General features: G+C 71.0%; 17 protein-coding genes. 7 read left to right on the top strand and 10 right to left on the bottom strand.

Features of this window, described 5'->3' with window-relative positions; translation table 11 throughout:
• Positions 1–83: 83 nt before the first annotated feature.
• The 5 genes from cysS to AB0G84_RS22150 form a co-directional block, all read right to left on the bottom strand.
• Positions 84–1,478, bottom strand: a complete 1,395-nt coding sequence (gene cysS / locus AB0G84_RS22170) for a cysteine--tRNA ligase (protein ID WP_361323277.1) — start codon at positions 1,476–1,478, stop codon at positions 84–86.
• Between the two features lie 224 nt (positions 1,479–1,702).
• Complete coding sequence (locus AB0G84_RS22165; RefSeq protein WP_361323274.1) at positions 1,703–2,107, bottom strand: PPOX class F420-dependent oxidoreductase; 405 nt, start codon at positions 2,105–2,107, stop codon at positions 1,703–1,705.
• A 181-nt stretch (positions 2,108–2,288) separates the two neighbouring features.
• Positions 2,289–2,840 (bottom strand): 2-C-methyl-D-erythritol 2,4-cyclodiphosphate synthase, encoded by a 552-nt coding sequence (gene ispF / locus AB0G84_RS22160; protein ID WP_361323271.1) that lies wholly within the window; start codon positions 2,838–2,840, stop codon positions 2,289–2,291.
• A complete protein-coding gene (gene ispD / locus AB0G84_RS22155) occupies positions 2,827–3,573 on the bottom strand; it encodes a 2-C-methyl-D-erythritol 4-phosphate cytidylyltransferase (protein ID WP_361323268.1) in 747 nt (248 codons plus the stop codon). The genes ispF and ispD overlap by 14 nt, the downstream gene beginning before the upstream one ends.
• A gap of 352 nt (positions 3,574–3,925) precedes the next feature.
• Positions 3,926–4,408 carry a CarD family transcriptional regulator gene (locus AB0G84_RS22150; RefSeq protein WP_003953493.1) on the bottom strand — a complete coding sequence of 161 codons (483 nt, stop codon included), beginning with the start codon at positions 4,406–4,408 and terminating at the stop codon, positions 3,926–3,928.
• A gap of 926 nt (positions 4,409–5,334) precedes the next feature.
• Here AB0G84_RS22150 and AB0G84_RS22145 point away from each other — a divergent pair.
• Complete coding sequence (locus AB0G84_RS22145) at positions 5,335–6,000, top strand: DUF461 domain-containing protein (protein WP_361323266.1); 666 nt, start codon at positions 5,335–5,337, stop codon at positions 5,998–6,000.
• A gap of 109 nt (positions 6,001–6,109) precedes the next feature.
• Here AB0G84_RS22145 and AB0G84_RS22140 read toward each other — a convergent pair whose 3' ends face one another.
• Together AB0G84_RS22140 and AB0G84_RS22135 are read right to left on the bottom strand one after the other, a co-directional pair.
• Complete coding sequence (locus AB0G84_RS22140) at positions 6,110–6,790, bottom strand: response regulator transcription factor (protein ID WP_033266349.1); 681 nt, start codon at positions 6,788–6,790, stop codon at positions 6,110–6,112.
• A complete protein-coding gene (locus AB0G84_RS22135; RefSeq protein ID WP_361323263.1) occupies positions 6,787–8,055 on the bottom strand; it encodes an ATP-binding protein in 1,269 nt (422 codons plus the stop codon). The genes AB0G84_RS22140 and AB0G84_RS22135 overlap by 4 nt, the downstream gene beginning before the upstream one ends.
• Positions 8,056–8,648: 593 nt before the next feature.
• Between AB0G84_RS22135 and phoU the strand changes: the two genes are divergently transcribed.
• Both phoU and AB0G84_RS22125 read left to right on the top strand, forming a co-directional pair.
• Positions 8,649–9,326, top strand: a complete 678-nt coding sequence (gene phoU, locus AB0G84_RS22130) for a phosphate signaling complex protein PhoU (RefSeq protein WP_361323260.1) — start codon at positions 8,649–8,651, stop codon at positions 9,324–9,326.
• Between the two features lie 246 nt (positions 9,327–9,572).
• Positions 9,573–9,731, top strand: coding sequence for a hypothetical protein (locus tag AB0G84_RS22125; RefSeq protein WP_361323257.1), 159 nt, complete (start codon positions 9,573–9,575; stop codon positions 9,729–9,731).
• Positions 9,732–10,028: 297 nt separating this feature from the next.
• Here AB0G84_RS22125 and AB0G84_RS22120 read toward each other — a convergent pair whose 3' ends face one another.
• Positions 10,029–10,277, bottom strand: a complete 249-nt coding sequence (locus AB0G84_RS22120) for an SCO4226 family nickel-binding protein (RefSeq protein ID WP_361323254.1) — start codon at positions 10,275–10,277, stop codon at positions 10,029–10,031.
• A 147-nt stretch (positions 10,278–10,424) separates the two neighbouring features.
• On the opposite strand from AB0G84_RS22120, the gene AB0G84_RS22115 reads away from it, so the two are divergent.
• Positions 10,425–10,862 (top strand): hypothetical protein, encoded by a 438-nt coding sequence (locus AB0G84_RS22115; RefSeq protein ID WP_361323251.1) that lies wholly within the window; start codon positions 10,425–10,427, stop codon positions 10,860–10,862.
• A 536-nt stretch (positions 10,863–11,398) separates the two neighbouring features.
• Complete coding sequence (locus AB0G84_RS22110) at positions 11,399–11,767, top strand: hypothetical protein (RefSeq protein ID WP_361323249.1); 369 nt, start codon at positions 11,399–11,401, stop codon at positions 11,765–11,767.
• Between the two features lie 189 nt (positions 11,768–11,956).
• Here the strand turns inward: AB0G84_RS22110 and AB0G84_RS22105 are convergent, their stop codons facing one another.
• Positions 11,957–12,718 carry a phosphoglyceromutase gene (locus AB0G84_RS22105; RefSeq protein ID WP_361323246.1) on the bottom strand — a complete coding sequence of 254 codons (762 nt, stop codon included), beginning with the start codon at positions 12,716–12,718 and terminating at the stop codon, positions 11,957–11,959.
• A gap of 246 nt (positions 12,719–12,964) precedes the next feature.
• Here AB0G84_RS22105 and AB0G84_RS22100 point away from each other — a divergent pair, with 246 nt between their 5' ends.
• Positions 12,965–14,431: an MFS transporter gene (locus tag AB0G84_RS22100; protein ID WP_361323243.1), complete on the top strand. Its 1,467-nt coding sequence runs from the start codon at positions 12,965–12,967 to the stop codon at positions 14,429–14,431.
• A gap of 269 nt (positions 14,432–14,700) precedes the next feature.
• On the opposite strand, the gene AB0G84_RS22095 is transcribed toward AB0G84_RS22100, so the two are convergent.
• Positions 14,701–15,243, bottom strand: a complete 543-nt coding sequence (locus tag AB0G84_RS22095) for a putative immunity protein (RefSeq protein WP_361323240.1) — start codon at positions 15,241–15,243, stop codon at positions 14,701–14,703.
• Here AB0G84_RS22095 and AB0G84_RS22090 point away from each other — a divergent pair.
• The gene (locus tag AB0G84_RS22090) at positions 15,242–15,499 is read left to right on the top strand and encodes a hypothetical protein (RefSeq protein ID WP_361323238.1); all 258 of its coding nucleotides are present in this window, start codon (positions 15,242–15,244) and stop codon (positions 15,497–15,499) included. The two genes, AB0G84_RS22095 and AB0G84_RS22090, sit on opposite strands and share 2 nt — an antisense overlap.
• The last annotated feature ends 90 nt before the right edge of the window (positions 15,500–15,589 follow it).

Below are 15,589 nucleotides of genomic sequence, written 5' to 3'. Positions count from 1 at the left end.
TGGGGACGTACGTATGGAATGAGTGTCGCCCGCGGCCACCGGGAAGGGCGAATCCGGGTGGCCGCACCCGGGGCGGAGTCGGGTCAGGACAGCGACCAACGGGGGCCCGAGGGGGTGTCCTCGATGGCCAGTCCCGACTGCTGGAGCTGGTCGCGGATGGCGTCGGCGGTGGCGAAGTCCTTGCGGGCCCGGGCTGCCTGCCGCTGGTCGAGGACGAGACGGACCAGGGAGTCGACGACGCCGTGCAGGTCCTGGCTGCGGTCCGCACCGCCGCCCGACCAGCGCTCGTCGAGCGGGTCCAGGCCGAGCACACCGAGCATCGCCCGCAGCTCGGCCAGGCGGGCCACCGTCGCTTCCTTGTCGTCGGCGGTCAGCGCGGAATTGCCCTGCCGGACGGTGGTGTGCACGATCGCCAGCGCCTGCGGGACGCCCAGGTCGTCGTCCATTGCCTCGGCGAAGGCCGACGGCACCTCGGGCGCGGGCTCGACCGTGCCGACCTTCTCGACGGCGCGCTGGACGAAGCCCTCGATCCGCGCGAACGCCGACTCGGCCTCGCGCAGCGCCTCCTCGCTGTACTCGATCATCGAGCGGTAGTGCGGGGTACCCAGGTAGTAGCGCAGCACGATCGGGCGCCACTGCTTGACCATCTCCGAGACCAGCAGGGAGTTGCCCAGCGACTTGGACATCTTCTCGCCGCTCATGGTCACCCAGGCGTTGTGGGTCCAGTACGCGGCGAAGTCGTCGCCGTACGCCTTGGCCTGGGCGATCTCGTTCTCGTGGTGCGGGAAGACCAGGTCGACGCCGCCGCCGTGGATGTCGAAGGCGGTGCCCAGGTACTTGTGGGCCATCGCCGAGCACTCCAGGTGCCAGCCCGGGCGGCCACGGCCCCAGGGGGTCTCCCAGCTGGGCTCGCCCTCCTTGGCGGCCTTCCACATCGCGAAGTCGCGCGGGTCGCGCTTGCCGCTCTCGCCCTCGCCGGACGGCTGGAGGAGGTTGTCCAACTCCTGGTTGGACAGCTGCAGATACTCCGGGAAGGACGCGACGGCGAAGTAGACGTTGCCGTCGGCGGCGTAGGCGTGGCCCCGCTCGATCAGGCCGCGCATCATCTCGATCATCTCGGGGATGTGGCCGGTCGCGCGCGGCTCGTAGGTGGGGCGCAGGCAGCCGAGGGCGTCGTAGGCCGTGTTGAAGGCGACCTCGTTCTCGTAGCCGATCGACCACCAGGGGCGGCCCTGCTCGTTCGACTTCGCGATGATCTTGTCGTCGATGTCCGTGACGTTGCGCACGAACGTCACGTCGTAGCCGCGGTACTCGAACCAGCGGCGCATGATGTCGAAGTTCAGTCCCGACCTGATGTGCCCGATGTGCGGAGCGGCCTGCACGGTCGCACCACAGAGGTAGATCGAGACACAGCCCGGCATGAGCGGGGTGAAGTCGCGAATCTGCCGGGCGCTGGTGTCGTACAGGCGAATCGTCACGGAACCAGGGTAGTCGGAACCGGGCAGTGCCCCGTGACGCATGGGCTCCGGGGACACAGATCCGTGATAACCGTCCGGTTTTGCCGGAAGTAAGGGACGGGCGTGGCCCGAGGGGCCGTGGCCGGAATCGGTGGCCCGGGCAGCGGCTGCCCCGTAGGGCACCCAGGCGGAGCCCCCCGGCGGAGCCGCCGACCGAACCGCCGACCGAACCGCCGGCCCGCCGATCAGATGCTGCCGACCACCTTGCGCGGGGTGATCCGGACCACGACCCGCTCGGCGTCCGCGCCCGCCTGCGGGTTGAACTCGGCGTAGGGCTTGCCGGTGTACTTGCGGGACAGCTCGTCGATCAGCTCCTGCCCGCCCTCGGTGCTGAGCGTGGCGGTGCCGCGGATCTCGGCGTAGGTGTACGGGGCGTCGAAGGGCTGCACCACAACCGAGACGCGCGGGTCACGGCGCAGGTTGGCCTCCTTACGGCGGCCGAGGGTGGTGGAGATCAGCAGGTCGTCGCCGTCCCGCTTGACCCAGACCGGCGAGAGCTGGGGGCTGCCGTCGGGCTGGATGGTCCCCACGGTCACGAAGACCGGGGTGTCGAGGAGCTTTTTGAGGTCGTCGGACAGGGTGGCACTCACGGGGGGTCCTTCCTGCGGGCCGTTCCGATGGACGCAATGACTCCGATGCTGCCCCAACACCCGTGCGGCGCCCGGCATTCCCGCGCCATACGGGGGAACGCCGGGCGCCGCCGGTGTCTCGTCGACCGCCGCTTTCCAGCCATCCATGCGCGGGCCGGGCCGGTGACCGTCAGGCCCTACGTCAGGCCGTACGGAAGACGATCGCGGTGGCGACCGCCGCCAGGCCCTCGGCGCGGCCGGTCAGGCCCAGCCCGTCCGAGGTCGTCCCGGAGACCGAGACCGGCGCCCCGACGGCCGCCGAGAGCGCCTTCTGCGCCTCGTCCCGCCGCTTGCCGACCTTCGGTCGCACCCCGATCACCTGCACCGCGACATTGCCGATGGTGTACCCCTCGGCGCGGACGATCCGGGCGGCCTCGGCCAGCAGCGTCACGCCGGAGGCGCCGGACCACTCGGGGCGGCTGGTGCCGAAGTGCGCGCCGAGGTCGCCGACGCCGGCCGCCGAGAACAGCGCGTCGCAGGCGGCGTGGGCGGCCACATCGCCGTCGCTGTGGCCGGCCAGGCCGTAGCCGTCGCTCTCCTCGGCGTCCCAGAGGAGGCCGGCGCACCACAGCTCGCGGCCCTGCTCGAAGGCGTGCACATCGGTGCCGATGCCGACGAGCGGAACGAGCGGCCCGTGAGACCCGTGGGAGGGGCTGTCGGACGGGGTGGTGGGGGTCGGCTCAGACGTAGCCATCGGTGGCCCTCCTGCGGGCGAGTACAGCCTCGGCCAGGACCAGGTCCAGCGGCCGGGTCACCTTGAACGCTTCTTCGTGGCCGGGAACGACCACGACGGGTGCACCGAGCCGTTCGACCAGCCCGGCGTCGTCGGTGGCGCCCTCGCCCTCGACGACGGTCTCATGCGCCTTGCGCAGGGTCTCCGGGGCGAAGCCCTGCGGGGTCTGTACGGCGCGCAGCAGCGCGCGCTCGGGGGTGCCCACCACCGGCTCGGGCGTCCCCTGGGGCTGCGGCTCGACCTGCTTGACGGTGTCGGCGAGCGGCAGGGCGGGGACGACGGCGGGCGCACCGGCCCGGACGGCGGCGATCACCGCGTCGACGGTGTCCACCGGCACCAGCGGGCGGGCGGCGTCATGCACCAGCACGACGTCGATGTCCGCCGGCAGCGCCGCCAGGCCGAGCCGTACCGACTCCTGGCGGGTCGCACCGCCGGGGACGACCACCAGGTCGGTGCGGTCGGCGAGCGGGTACTCGTGCAGCATCCGGTCGACCTCGGTGGCGCCGTCGGGCGGGGCCACCACGACGATCAGCGAGACGGCGCGGGAGGCGGCCATCGCGCGGACGGCGTGCACCAGCATCGGGGTGCCGCCCAGCGCGCGCAGCGCCTTGGGGGTGCCGGGACCGAGCCGGACACCACGGCCGGCGGCGGGAATCACCGCGGCAGTACGGATCGGGCGGGAGGGTTCTGACATCGATGGCTCCGGAGTCCGGGCCGAGCCCGGAATTGGCGCAGACAGGTTTGTTTCCTCGGGCGAGGTGGGTATGGCCTTGGGGGCACCCCCGGCCAGCGGCTTGGGGAGTGCCGGGCGAGAGGCCTTGACCGGACCCTTCCGTGACACCGGTCGAGGCAACCGCCGCGCCCGGCACATCATGGGCCGGCGGTCTCGCCGTTCCCGGCAGTCGCCGCCTTACCCGCAGATATGCCGCAGCGCCCGGCAACGGACCTCTCCTCGTGGAGTCGGTCGTCACTCGGGCACCGCGGCATTGCTACATCGTCGCTGCGCTGGACGGTGGGGCTTACCCCATGACCAGCGCACAGCAGCGTCAGGACGCGAGAACCTCGTCGAGCAGGGCCTCGGCCTTGTCCTCGTTGGTGTTCTCGGCGAGGGCGAGCTCACTGACCAGGATCTGACGGGCCTTGGCGAGCATCCTCTTCTCACCGGCGGAGAGCCCGCGCTCACGCTCACGCCGCCACAGGTCACGCACCACTTCGGCAACCTTGATCACGTCGCCGGAAGCGAGCTTCTCAAGATTCGCCTTGTAGCGACGGGACCAGTTCGTCGGCTCTTCGGCATACGGCGCGCGGAGCACCTCGAAGACCCGGTCCAGCCCGTCCTGACCAACCACGTCGCGCACGCCGACGAACTCCGCATTGTCCGCTGGCACACGAACAGTCAAGTCGCCCTGGGCGACCTTCAGCACCAAGTAGGTCTTGTCCACGCCTTTGATCTGGCGAGTTTCGATGGCCTCGATCAGCGCGGCCCCGTGATGGGGATAGACCACGGTGTCGCCAACCTTGAACGTCATGTGACAGGTACCCCTTCCGTGGCTATCCATGCTAACACGGGAACGGACCGTTCTGAATGGCGTTTTCGCAGGTCAGGGCATATCTCGGGGCTTGACAACAGCGCCCGGGACGTGCTTCGAAGGGCCCTTGGAAGCGGGTATTCGCAGGTCGGAGGGGCTGCGCGGGTGCGCGGAAACCTGCCCGTCACACACCAGGAAGGGCATGATCGACAGGCCGAACGTCCCGTTTTGCACGGATCCTGATGAGCGAGTTCCGCTACTCCGTTCGGCGGCCGACGCCTCTCTCGGGGGCGATTCTGAAATTGATCAACGGCCTCGCTCACCGAAGGTGTGATCAATTTCCCGCGGTCTTCACATTCTCTGCGAATACTGCTTTTCATCGGGGAAACCTGGTCGGCGGATTCCGGCGCGTCGTCACCCGAACGGTCGCCTGCCGGATATTCATCCCCGTTCTCCGTCGTTCCTCGGGGTTCTCCCGCGTTCGCCGACCGTTCTGCGACGCTCCCCAGTGTGCCCCGACCTTCACCGGCGTCGGCTGCGGTCTCCGGCGCTGTCCGAACGCTGCTCGCTGGGGGGCCGGCGGGTTCTCTTCCGGGGCTCGTACCGGACACGCCCCGAGCGCGGGACGGGGAACGCGGGGCGGGGAACGCAGGGTCGGTTTCGGTCGGCGATCGGCCCGGCGCGCCTGGCCTGCGACGGGCCCCGGAAACCGCGCCTGGGCAGCGACAACGGGCCCACGACGGCGCTGGGGGCGGGTCGGGTGCGGCGGCGCGGGGACGGCTCGGTAACCTAGCGGCGCTGACACACCCTTAGGGCGGCTTTACGCACCCGTCGTCATGACGCGTACGCAATGCCGCCCCAGCCGTCCATCCGCGACCGGGCACGAACGTTCGGCCGCCGTAGCTCGTCAAGGAGATGCCGCCGCCGTGAGCCGCAGCCTTCGACGCGGCGTCCTCGCCGCCACCGTCCTTTCGCTCTCGGTCGCCACGCTGTCCGCCTGTGCGGCCGGGAACGACGCCCAGACACTGCAGGTCAAGCCGGACAACGCGGCGACCTCCGTCGGGGACATCAAGGTCCAGAACGCGTCCGTGGTCACCCAGCCCGACCTGAACGCCAAGGGCCCGGCCGTGGTCACCGCGACGCTGTTCAACAACGGCGACAAGGACCAGAAGCTGACCGCGATCACCGTCGAGGGCAGCGGCCAGTCGGCCAAGCTGTCGCCGGCCGGCCACGGCTCCGGCTCGATCGTCGTCCCGGCCGGCGGCTCCGTCGTGATCGGCGGCCAGGGCAACGCCGCGGCCGTCCTCGCGAGCGGCCGGGAGGCCGTCCAGGACGGCAACGTACAGCCGCTGACCTTCAACTTCAGCTCCACCGGCAAGGTCAAGCTCGGCGCCTACGTCGTCCCGGCGAGGAACTACTTCCAGGGCTACGGGCCTTCCCAGGTGCCGCAGCCGTCCGGCTCGGCCTCCCCGTCCGGCTCCGGCAAGCCCTCGGAGTCGGGCAAGCCGTCCGAGTCCGCCTCGCCGTCCGGTTCGGCCTCCGCGTCCGCCTCGGGCAAGCCCTCGGAGTCCGCGCACGCCAAGCAGCACTGAGCGACTGCAAGCGCCAGGGGCGCCCCTCCCGTGTGGAGGGGCGCCCCTGAGGCATTTCCGGGCCGCGGCACGGCCGACGCGCGCCGGCCCATACACGCCGGCTCACGGCTCACGGCTCGAACTTGTAGCCCAGGCCGCGGACCGTGACCAGGTAGCGCGGTGCGCCCGGGTCCGGCTCGATCTTGGCGCGCAGCCGCTTGACGTGCACGTCCAGGGTCTTGGTGTCGCCCACGTAGTCGGCGCCCCAGACCCGGTCGATGAGCTGCATACGGGTCAGCACCCGGCCCGCGTTGCGCAGCAGCATCTCCAGGAGGTCGAACTCCTTCAGGGGCAGGTCGACCTTGCCGCCGGCGACCGTGACGACATGGCGGTCCACGTCCATCCGGACCGGGCCGGCCTCCAGGGCCTGCGGGGTGACCTCCTCTGGCTCGCCGCGGCGGCGCAGCACGGCGCGGATCCGGGCGACCAGTTCGCGGGAGGAGAAGGGCTTGGTGACGTAGTCGTCGGCGCCTATTTCCAGGCCTACGACCTTGTCGATCTCGCTGTCCTTGGCGGTCACCATGATGACCGGGACGTTGGAGCGGCCCCGCAGCTGGCGGCAGACCTCCGTACCGGGCAGGCCCGGCAGCATCAGGTCCAGCAGGACGAGGTCGGCGCCGTTGCGCTCGAACTCGTCCAGACCGTCAGGGCCCGTTGCCGCGATGGCGACCTCGAACCCCTCCTTGCGGAGCATGTACGACAGTGCGTCACTGAACGATTCCTCGTCCTCGACGACGAGCACTCGGGTCACGGAAGGACCTCCGGGGCTGGGTGAGCAGGGAGCGGATCGTTGAAGGTCTCGTACGGGCGGTCCTCGTCGTCGAGGCCCTCCCCGGTGAGGTCCGCGGGCCGTTCGCGGTCGCGTACGGCCCCGGCTTCCGGGAGACGCAGGGTGAAGGTGGAGCCCTGTCCCTCAGCGCTCCACACCGTGACCTCCCCGCCGTGCGAGGCGGCCACGTGCTTGACGATGGCGAGGCCGAGGCCGGTCCCGCCGGTGGCGCGGGAGCGCGCCGGGTCCACACGGTAGAACCGCTCGAAGATGCGGTCCCGGTCCCTCTCGGATATCCCGATGCCCTGGTCGGTCACCGCGATCTCGATCAGGTCGCCGCCGGGCGCGGCCACCCGGCGCGCGGCGATGCCGACGCGGGTGCGCGACGGGGAGTAGTTGACGGCGTTCTCGACGAGGTTGCCCAGGGCCGCCGCGAGCTGGCCGCGGTTGCCCCAGAGGCTCAGGTCGGCGGTGCCGCCGGAGGCCATGGTGATCTGCTTCGCGCCGGCCTGCTGGCGGCAGCGGTCGATCGCCTCGGCCACCAGCTCGTCGACCGGCACCGGCTCGGAGTCCTCCAGCGGGTCGTCGTTCTGGACCCGGGAGAGGTCGATCAGCTCCTGGACGAGGTTGGTCAGCCGGGTGGCCTCGTTCTGCATCCGGCCGGCGAAGCGCTCCACGGCCTCGGGGTCGTCGCTGGCGTCCATCACGGCCTCGGAGAGCAGTGAGAGCGCGCCGACGGGCGTCTTGAGCTCATGGCTGACGTTGGCGACGAAGTCGCGGCGGACGGCCTCTATCCGGCGGGCCTCGGTGAGGTCCTCGACCAGCAGCAGCACGAGCCGGGAGCCGAGCGGGGCGACTCGTGCGGAGACCGCCAGGGCCTCGCCGCGGCCGGTGCCCCGGCGCGGCAGGTCCAGCTCGACCTGCCGTATCTCGCCGTCCCTGCGGGTGTCGCGGGCCATCTGCATCATCGGCTCGACGGCGAGCTTGCCGCCGCGGACCAGGCCCAGGGCGTACGCCGCGGAGCTGGCCTTGACGACCGCGTCGGCCTCGTCGAGGACCACCGCGGAGGAGCGGAGAACCGACAGGACGGTGTCGACGCCCGGTGGCAGCACGGCATCGGTGTGCAGGGAGGTACGGGTGGGTTTGGCCTGGTCGCGCTCGCTCCAGCGGAACGCCAGCATGGCGAAGACACCGGTGCACAACCCGGCGATCGCTGCCACTGCGGCGACGGCCGCATCCACGTTCATGGCTCCAGAGTATGTGCCGGGTCGGACGCTCCCGAAGCCTCGCGGGGCGCCGCTCGGACAGCCGTCGCCCAGAGTTCACCGTGGCGTCCGCGACGGTTCACTCCGGAGGCCGGGAGGGGGCGCGCGGCAGGCGACCGGGTGCCCCTAGGGGGACCGGCGCGGGCGCCCCGTCCCACCGAGGCACGGCCGGGTGAACGGCGGTGGCGCCCCCGGGGCAGCGGCCATGTCGCCCAGAGTTCACCTTCACGTCGGTGCTGGTTCACCCCGGGGGGCAGCGCAGGACGCGATCCGGCCGCATGGTGAAGGTGCGGGTGACGGATCGTTTCGGCCGGAAGCGGTTCCTCCCGGCCCGCCCCGGGCCCCTCCCGGTCCCGTGAACCGTGCCGCCGTGCGACCGGGCGCCGGGGCGAAGGCGGGGCACCTGGGCCCGCCGGGACCTGGGCACCGCGGGGCATCGGCTCCGTAGGGCCCGCCCGTCCGGTACCCGGGCCGCACCGGCACGGACCGTGAGAGCGTGGGCACAGGTCACCCTGCACCCCGTTCGGACTCCCCCACCACCCCACACCACCACTCGACGCGAGAGAAGGTCACAGATGCGGGACGCGTACCACGAGGAGCTGGATTCGATCGGCGAGGGCCTGGTCGAGATGGCCCGGCTCGTCGGCTCCGCGATCGGGCGCGCCACCACGGCGATACTCGACGCAGACCTCAAGCTGGCCGAGAACGTCATCGCCGCCGACGAGAAGGTCGACGACCTCCAGCGCGACCTGGAGGCCCGGGCGATCGCCCTGCTGGCGCGGCAGCAGCCGGTCGCCACCGACCTGCGGATCGTCGTCACCTCGCTGCGGATGAGCGCCGACCTGGAGCGCTCGGGCGACCTGGCCCAGCACGTGGCCAAGCTGGCCCGGCTGCGCTTCCCGGAGACCGCCGTTCCGCAGGACCTGCACGCCACCATCCTGGAGATGGGGCAGCTGGCGCAGCGCCTGATGGCCAAGGCCGCCGAGGTCATCATCACCAAGGACGTCGACCTCGCGCTCCAGCTGGAGCAGGACGACGACGCCATGGACATGCTGCACCGCACGCTCTTCCAGCACCTGATGGACGACCGCTGGAAGCACGGCATCGAGACGGCCGTGGACGTGACGCTGCTGGGCCGCTACTACGAGCGCTTCGCCGACCACGCGGTCTCCGTCGCCAAGCGGGTCGTCTACCTGGTGACCGGCGAGCACGCCGACGAGATCGCCCCGCCGGCGTCGGTCGAGGGGGCGTAAGGAACACCGGCCGGCACCGGCCAGTGGCGCGTAACGACACCGGCCGGCACCGGCCTGTGACGCGTAACGACAACGCCGGCACCGGCCAGGCGGCACCGGCCAGCCAGGACGGGGCGGGGCGGGGGCGGTGCTCGGGTCCGCCCCATGCGCGACCGTGCGCCGTTGACGTGTGCCTCCACGCGCCGTTGACGCGCCTCGTCACCGGGGCTTGCAATGGGCGGGCAGGTGACCCCAAGGAGGCAATGCATGGCACCCACGGCGGACTCCCTCAACCCCGCGGCCCAGGACGACCCGACGGCGGTCGACCGCCCCCGGCTCCCGCTGCTCGGCGCCTGCGGCTGCGGCTCGGGCTGCAGCTGCGGCTGCCAGTCGGGCGGCCCCTGCCAGTGCGGCGGCGGCTGCTAGCGACGCCGGCGGCCTACGGCACAGCGCCACCACGGCCCCGGCCGGAGGGGCTTCACGCTCCTCCGGCCGGGGCCGTTGCCGTTCGGCCGGGACCGTTCAGGCCGCCACCGATGGGGCCGGGGCCGTTGTGGCCGCTGCCGTCGGGGCCGGGGCCGGTCGGGCCGAGGCCGGTCGGGCCGGGGCCGGTCGGGCCGAGGCCGGTCGCCGTGCGGTCCGGTCGGCCGCTCTGCGGTCCCTCATCGGTTCCCGCTCGCCCCTCCTCGTTCCGCGGTTCCTTTGCAGCCGCTCCGCGGTCGTTCAGAGCGAGACCGTCAGCGGATGGATCTCATCGGCCTTGTGGCCGGCCCGCTCGTGGATGCGTTGCACGGCCCCCGCCGACGGCGCGTCCGACAGACAGAAGACATCGCCGGAGTCGGTGTCGGCCCAGGCGTGCTCGAACGTCACGCCCTCGTCGCTCTGGATGGCGAGGTCGGCCTCGTGCGCCGCCTTGATGTCATCGGGGCCGAGGCCCTTCATACCGTGGTGGACGTCCATGAACTTGGGCATCGGGCTCATCCTTCCGGTTGCAGACGGACAGTGCCCCGCGCGCTCCCCACACGCCTCCCCTCCATGCTGCATCCGGACGCCGCGGACCTCGCCCCAACGGCTCACCTCCCGTTGCGCCGCCCCAGCCGGCCCGGCCAGATGGGACTCATGCAGCCGAATTCCCCCGCTCCGGACACCCCGCCCGTGCCGCCGGCCGAACGCTCCCACTGGGTGGTGTTCGCCGGGATCCTGCTGATGCTCAGCGGCCTGTTCGACATCATCAACGGCTTCGTGGCGCTGCTGGACCACGGCTACTACTCCACCACCGCCAACCACGGCAACCGCCTGCTGGTCTTCAACTTCTCCTTCTGGGGCTGGCTGTGGATCATCATCGGTGTCGCACAGGTGCTGGCCAGCCTGGGGGTGCTGCTGGGGGTACGGGCCGCGCGGATCACCGGCATCGTGCTGGCCGGTCTGTGCCTGGTGGGCCAGCTGATGTTCCTGTCGACGTTCCCGTACTGGTCGATCTTCGTGATGGCGATGTCCCTGCTGGTGATCTTCGGCCTGGTCACCGAGCCGCGGCACGTCCCGGGGGTGCGGGTCTGAACGCGGGCGAGGGCCCCTCCCGCCGGGGACGGTCCCGCCCGCCGTCCGAGCGGCCGGGCCCGCGGGGCCCGGAGGTCGGTGAGGAGGTGGGTGCGGGCGCCGGTGCGGGACGCCTCGGTCGCTGTGCGGTGGCGCAGGCGAACGGGCCGCGTGGGCGGAGGCGTTGACGTGGTCACGGGCCCATGGCCGCCACCGGCGAGCCGTTGTGGACGTCGCGGGTCCGGGCCGCTCAGTGCGCGGTGAGCCCGCTGTCCCGTTTTTCTCTTCTGGTTGGCAGCCTCTGCACCCCAACTGACCTGCTGCTGAGCGGACGTTGAGATGCACTGCCGGTCGTTGTCGGTCGTTGTCGTACGGCTCGGAGACGGCCCGGCACGGGGCCCGGTCGGCTGCTGTCGCTAGCGGCAAGCGTCGCTGGCGCTAGCAGCGGCCGGCCGGCTCCGGCCTGCCGCGGTCCGCAGCCTGTCTTCCTGCTCCTTGCAGTTGATCATGCTGGTAGCGTCGCAAGCTTGTACAACTCACCTGGAGAAAGAGGAAACATGCGTTACGCCCGGACGCTGGGGGCCGTTGTCTTCGCCGCGGCAGCCACCGTGCTCGCGACCTCGCCCGCACACGCGGCCTCGTACACCGCACACCCCCACTACATGAATAGGGGGAGCGCCGTGTTCAACAGCTCCACCAACACCCTCAAGGTGTGCGACAACGCCGCTGACGGCCTCACCGTCATGGTGACGATCGAGGACGACAACAACTTCTTCGGCTACGAAATGACCAAGGGCACCGGCCAGTGCCAGACGTACAAGCCCAAGCTCCGGAACGGACAGCGGTTCACGCTCCAGGCGTTCAACGGCAAGAAGGGTAAGGCCGTTTCGGGCTCCCACGGGGCTTTGGTCTACGGGATCGTGTAACAGACCGTACGGACCGTGCATGGGCCCTCTACCGCGATGGAGGCGGGCGGAGGGGCCTGACCTGCGTGGTAGCGGGGGTAGAGGGGGGTATGGCCGTAGGCGCGGATGCCTGGTCCACTGCCGCCAGCCGCTCATGAAAACGCCCCCGATCCGCGCCATAAGCGCAGCTCGGGGGCATGATCACGATCTCTACTTCTTCTTCCCCTGGTTCTTCACGGCCTCGATGGCGGCCTTGGCGGCCTCCGGGTCGAGGTAGGTGCCGCCGGGCTTGACCGGGCGGAAGTCGGCGTCCAGCTCGTAGGCGAGCGGGATGCCGGTGGGGATGTTCAGGCCGGCGATGTCCGCGTCGGAGATGCCGTCGAGGTGCTTGACCAGGGCGCGCAGGCTGTTGCCGTGGGCGGCGACCAGGACGGTGCGGCCGGCGAGCAGGTCCGGGACGATGCCGTCGTACCAGTACGGGAGCATGCGCGTGACGACGTCCTTGAGGCACTCCGTCTTGGGGCGGAGCTCCGGCGGGATCGAGGCGTAGCGCGGGTCGCCGCTCTGGGAGAACTCGGCGCCGTCCTCCAGCTCGGGCGGCGGGGTGTCGTACGAGCGGCGCCAGAGCATGAACTGCTCCTCACCGAACTCGGCGAGGGTCTGCGCCTTGTCCTTGCCCTGCAGGGCGCCGTAGTGCCGCTCGTTCAGGCGCCAGCTGCGGTGGACCGGGATCCAGTGGCGGTCGGCGGCCTCCAGGGCGAGCTGCGCGGTGCGGATGGCGCGCTTCTGGAGCGAGGTGTGCACTACGTCGGGGAGCAGGCCGGCCTCGGTCAGCAGCTCTCCGCCGCGGACCGCCTCCTTCTCGCCCTTCTCGTTGAGGTTGACGTCCACCCAGCCGGTGAACAGGTTCTTCGCGTTCCACTCGCTCTCGCCGTGGCGGAGGAGGATCAGCTTGTACGGTGCGTCGGCCATGGCGTCGAGCGTAATCCAATTCCGAATGCAGCCTGGAGTGGGCCCACGACCTGGACATTTCCGTGATCTTTGACGTGTTCCGGTAAATGGGTGGCAGGGGATGGCGAGCGGTCGGTAGCGTGCGATCAAGGGTTTCACCACTTACCGGGTTCACCGCTTACCGGTTTCACCACTTACCTGTTTCACCGCTTACTTCACCGGCGCGCCGCAGCACCTCGCCGGGCCATGCATCATCGGGGGAATGTCATGTCCGCATCCGCGCCTGCCCGGGGCCTCGCCCGCGTCCGGAGCGCCGTTCTCACGAGCGTCTCCGGACTGCCGCGTCAGTTCTGGTGGCTGTGGACCAGCACACTGATCAACCGCCTGGGCGCCTTCGTCGCCACGTTCCTCGCCCTCTACCTGACCGTCGAGCGCGGCTACTCGGCCTCGTACGCCGGGCTGGTCGGCGCGCTGCACGGCCTCGGCGGGGTGATCTCATCCGTGGTCGCCGGGGTGCTGACCGACCGGCTCGGCCGGCGGCCCACGATGCTGATCGCGCAGCTGTCCACGGCCGCGTCGGTGGCGCTGCTGGGCTTCATGGAGGACCCGGTCGCGATCGCGGTGGTGGCCGGCGTCGTCGGGATGGCGTCCAACGCCTCCCGCCCCGCCGTGCAGGCGATGATGGCCGACATCGTCGCGCCCGAGGACCGCGTCCGCGCCTTCTCCCTCAACTACTGGGCGATCAACCTCGGCTTCGCCATCTCCTCCACGGCCGCCGGCCTCATCGCCGAGCACGGCTATCTGGCCCTCTTCCTCGGTGAATCGGGGCTCGTGCTGGCCTGCGCCCTGGTGGTCTTCCTCAAGCTGCCCGAGTCCCGCCCGGAGCCGGTCCCGGACGGCGGTCCGCTGGACGGCGCGGCGGCCGGCGGCGCCGCGCAGGTCTCCCTGCGGACCGTGCTGCGCGACGGGCGGTTCATGACCGTCGTCGGCCTCAACCTGCTGCTGGCGCTCCTCTTCCAACAGGCCTACGTCTCGCTGCCGGTGGCGATGGGCCGGGACGGCTTCTCCAGTACGGAATTCGGCACGGTGGTCGCGGTCAACGGCGTGCTCATCGTCCTGCTCCAGATCCCCGTCACCCGCTTCATCGAACACCGCAGCCCGGCGATGCTGCTGATCGGCTCCGCGCTGCTGACCGGCTACGGCTTCGGGCTGACCGCGCTGGCCGACTCGGTTGCCCTGTACGCCGTCGCCGTCGCGGTATGGACCCTCGGCGAGATCATCAACTCCCCCACGCAGATGGGTCTGGTGGTCCGCCTCTCCCCCGTCCACGGCCGGGGCCGCTACCAGGGCATGTACGCGCTGTCCTGGTCAATCGCCGCCCTGACGGCCCCGCTGCTCGGGGGCGCGGTCATCGACCACTACGGCGCGGACGCACTGTGGGCGGGGTGTGCGGTGGTCGGCACGGTTTCGGCCCTGGGGTACGGGCTGCTGCTGCGGACGGTGCCGGGGCGGGCGGGCGCGGCGGGCACGGTGAGCGCCGCGGCCCCGGTTCGGGCGTCTGCGCGGGCGGGGGCCGAGGCCTCCACCAGCGCGCCGTCCGGTCCGGGAGCTCCGGGCGTTCCGGGTGCTCCGGGCGTTCCGGGTGCTTCCCCCGAGCCGTCCGAGCCGTCCGAACCCGTCACTCCGCCGGCTTCCTCCGGATCGCCTGCTGCGCCCGCTCCGCCCGCTTCCTGAGCGAGGTCAAGGAGCGGAGGGCGTACGCGGAGGGCGTACGCGGAGGCCGCCGGCGAGCCGTTCGCGCGGGCGCTGGTGCGGTACGAGGTCCGTAGCGGGCGGGCTCCCGTACGCCTGCTGCGCGCCTCGGCTCAGTCGTACTGTCGGAGGGCGTCCGTGAGCCGGTGTCTGTAAGCCGGTGCCTGTAAGCCGGTGCCTGTAAGCCGGTGTCTGTGAGCCGGCGGCCCTGCCGGGCTCCGTTGCGGAGCAGCGCCGAGGGAGAGGGGTCCTCAGCGGGGCAGGCGCAGGGAAGCGTCCAAGGTGGCCATGAGTTGCGCAACGCGGTTCTTGCCGGCCGGCGCGAGAGGGTACCGGCGAAGAACATCGATCAAGACCGGTGTGGCGCGCTGCCGGGCCTGCTCGATCATCTTGTTGCCGGCTTCGGGATCGTCGCCTGCGTTGATTTCAGCTATGCGCGCTGCACTCGCAGCGGCGCGCAGGATGTGGCCTACCTGGTGAGCCTTCGCGATCGGGTGGAGGTACGCGGCAGCCGCGGCATCGCCGGCAGCGCGCGCAGCGAGACATGAGGCTTCGGTGGAAGCTTCCTTCGCTGCTCGGTGTGCGTCCAACGAGGTGACACGCTGCAGCTTGGTCCTCCTCGCTCCGTTGGCGAACTCCCATGCGGCATCAAGGGCTGCACGAGGTCGAGGATCACCGGGGTTAGCGCCCTCGAACACAGGGAGGACTTCCTGAGCGGTCTCCGCTACGTAACGTGCCACGGCCCGCAACTCGTCCATGGTCAGCTCGAAGTCCCCGGACACGGTCGCCGTCATGAAATCCAGCATCTCACGGGTGCCCCATCTGATCACCAGCCGCGGCACGGGCCGTTCCCCAACCCGGTACGCGGATGCGGTCGAAGAGCTGCAACTCGGCAGAGGCGAATGCCTGTTGGAGCGTGCGCGGGCTCTGACCGGCGACCCGGCCGCCGACGCGCGGCAGCTGCGGTTCCTGTCGGTGCAGCTGAGTGCGGCCTTACGGGACGCGGTGCGGGTGGCGGAGAGTCGGGGAGTGCGGGCTGTTGGCAAGTAGGCGACCGCCCTCGTTAGCCCGGTCGGGGTGCCCTTCCCCTCAGGTCGGCCCGGGTGGGTCGACGAAGCGATGAGTTCGGCCGATGTTCTC

It is taken from the genome of Streptomyces sp. NPDC020742 (assembly GCF_040641675.1).
In the GTDB taxonomy this organism is placed as follows: Bacteria; Actinomycetota; Actinomycetes; order Streptomycetales; family Streptomycetaceae; genus Streptomyces.
This window is presented reverse-complemented; position numbering and strand designations above follow the sequence as displayed.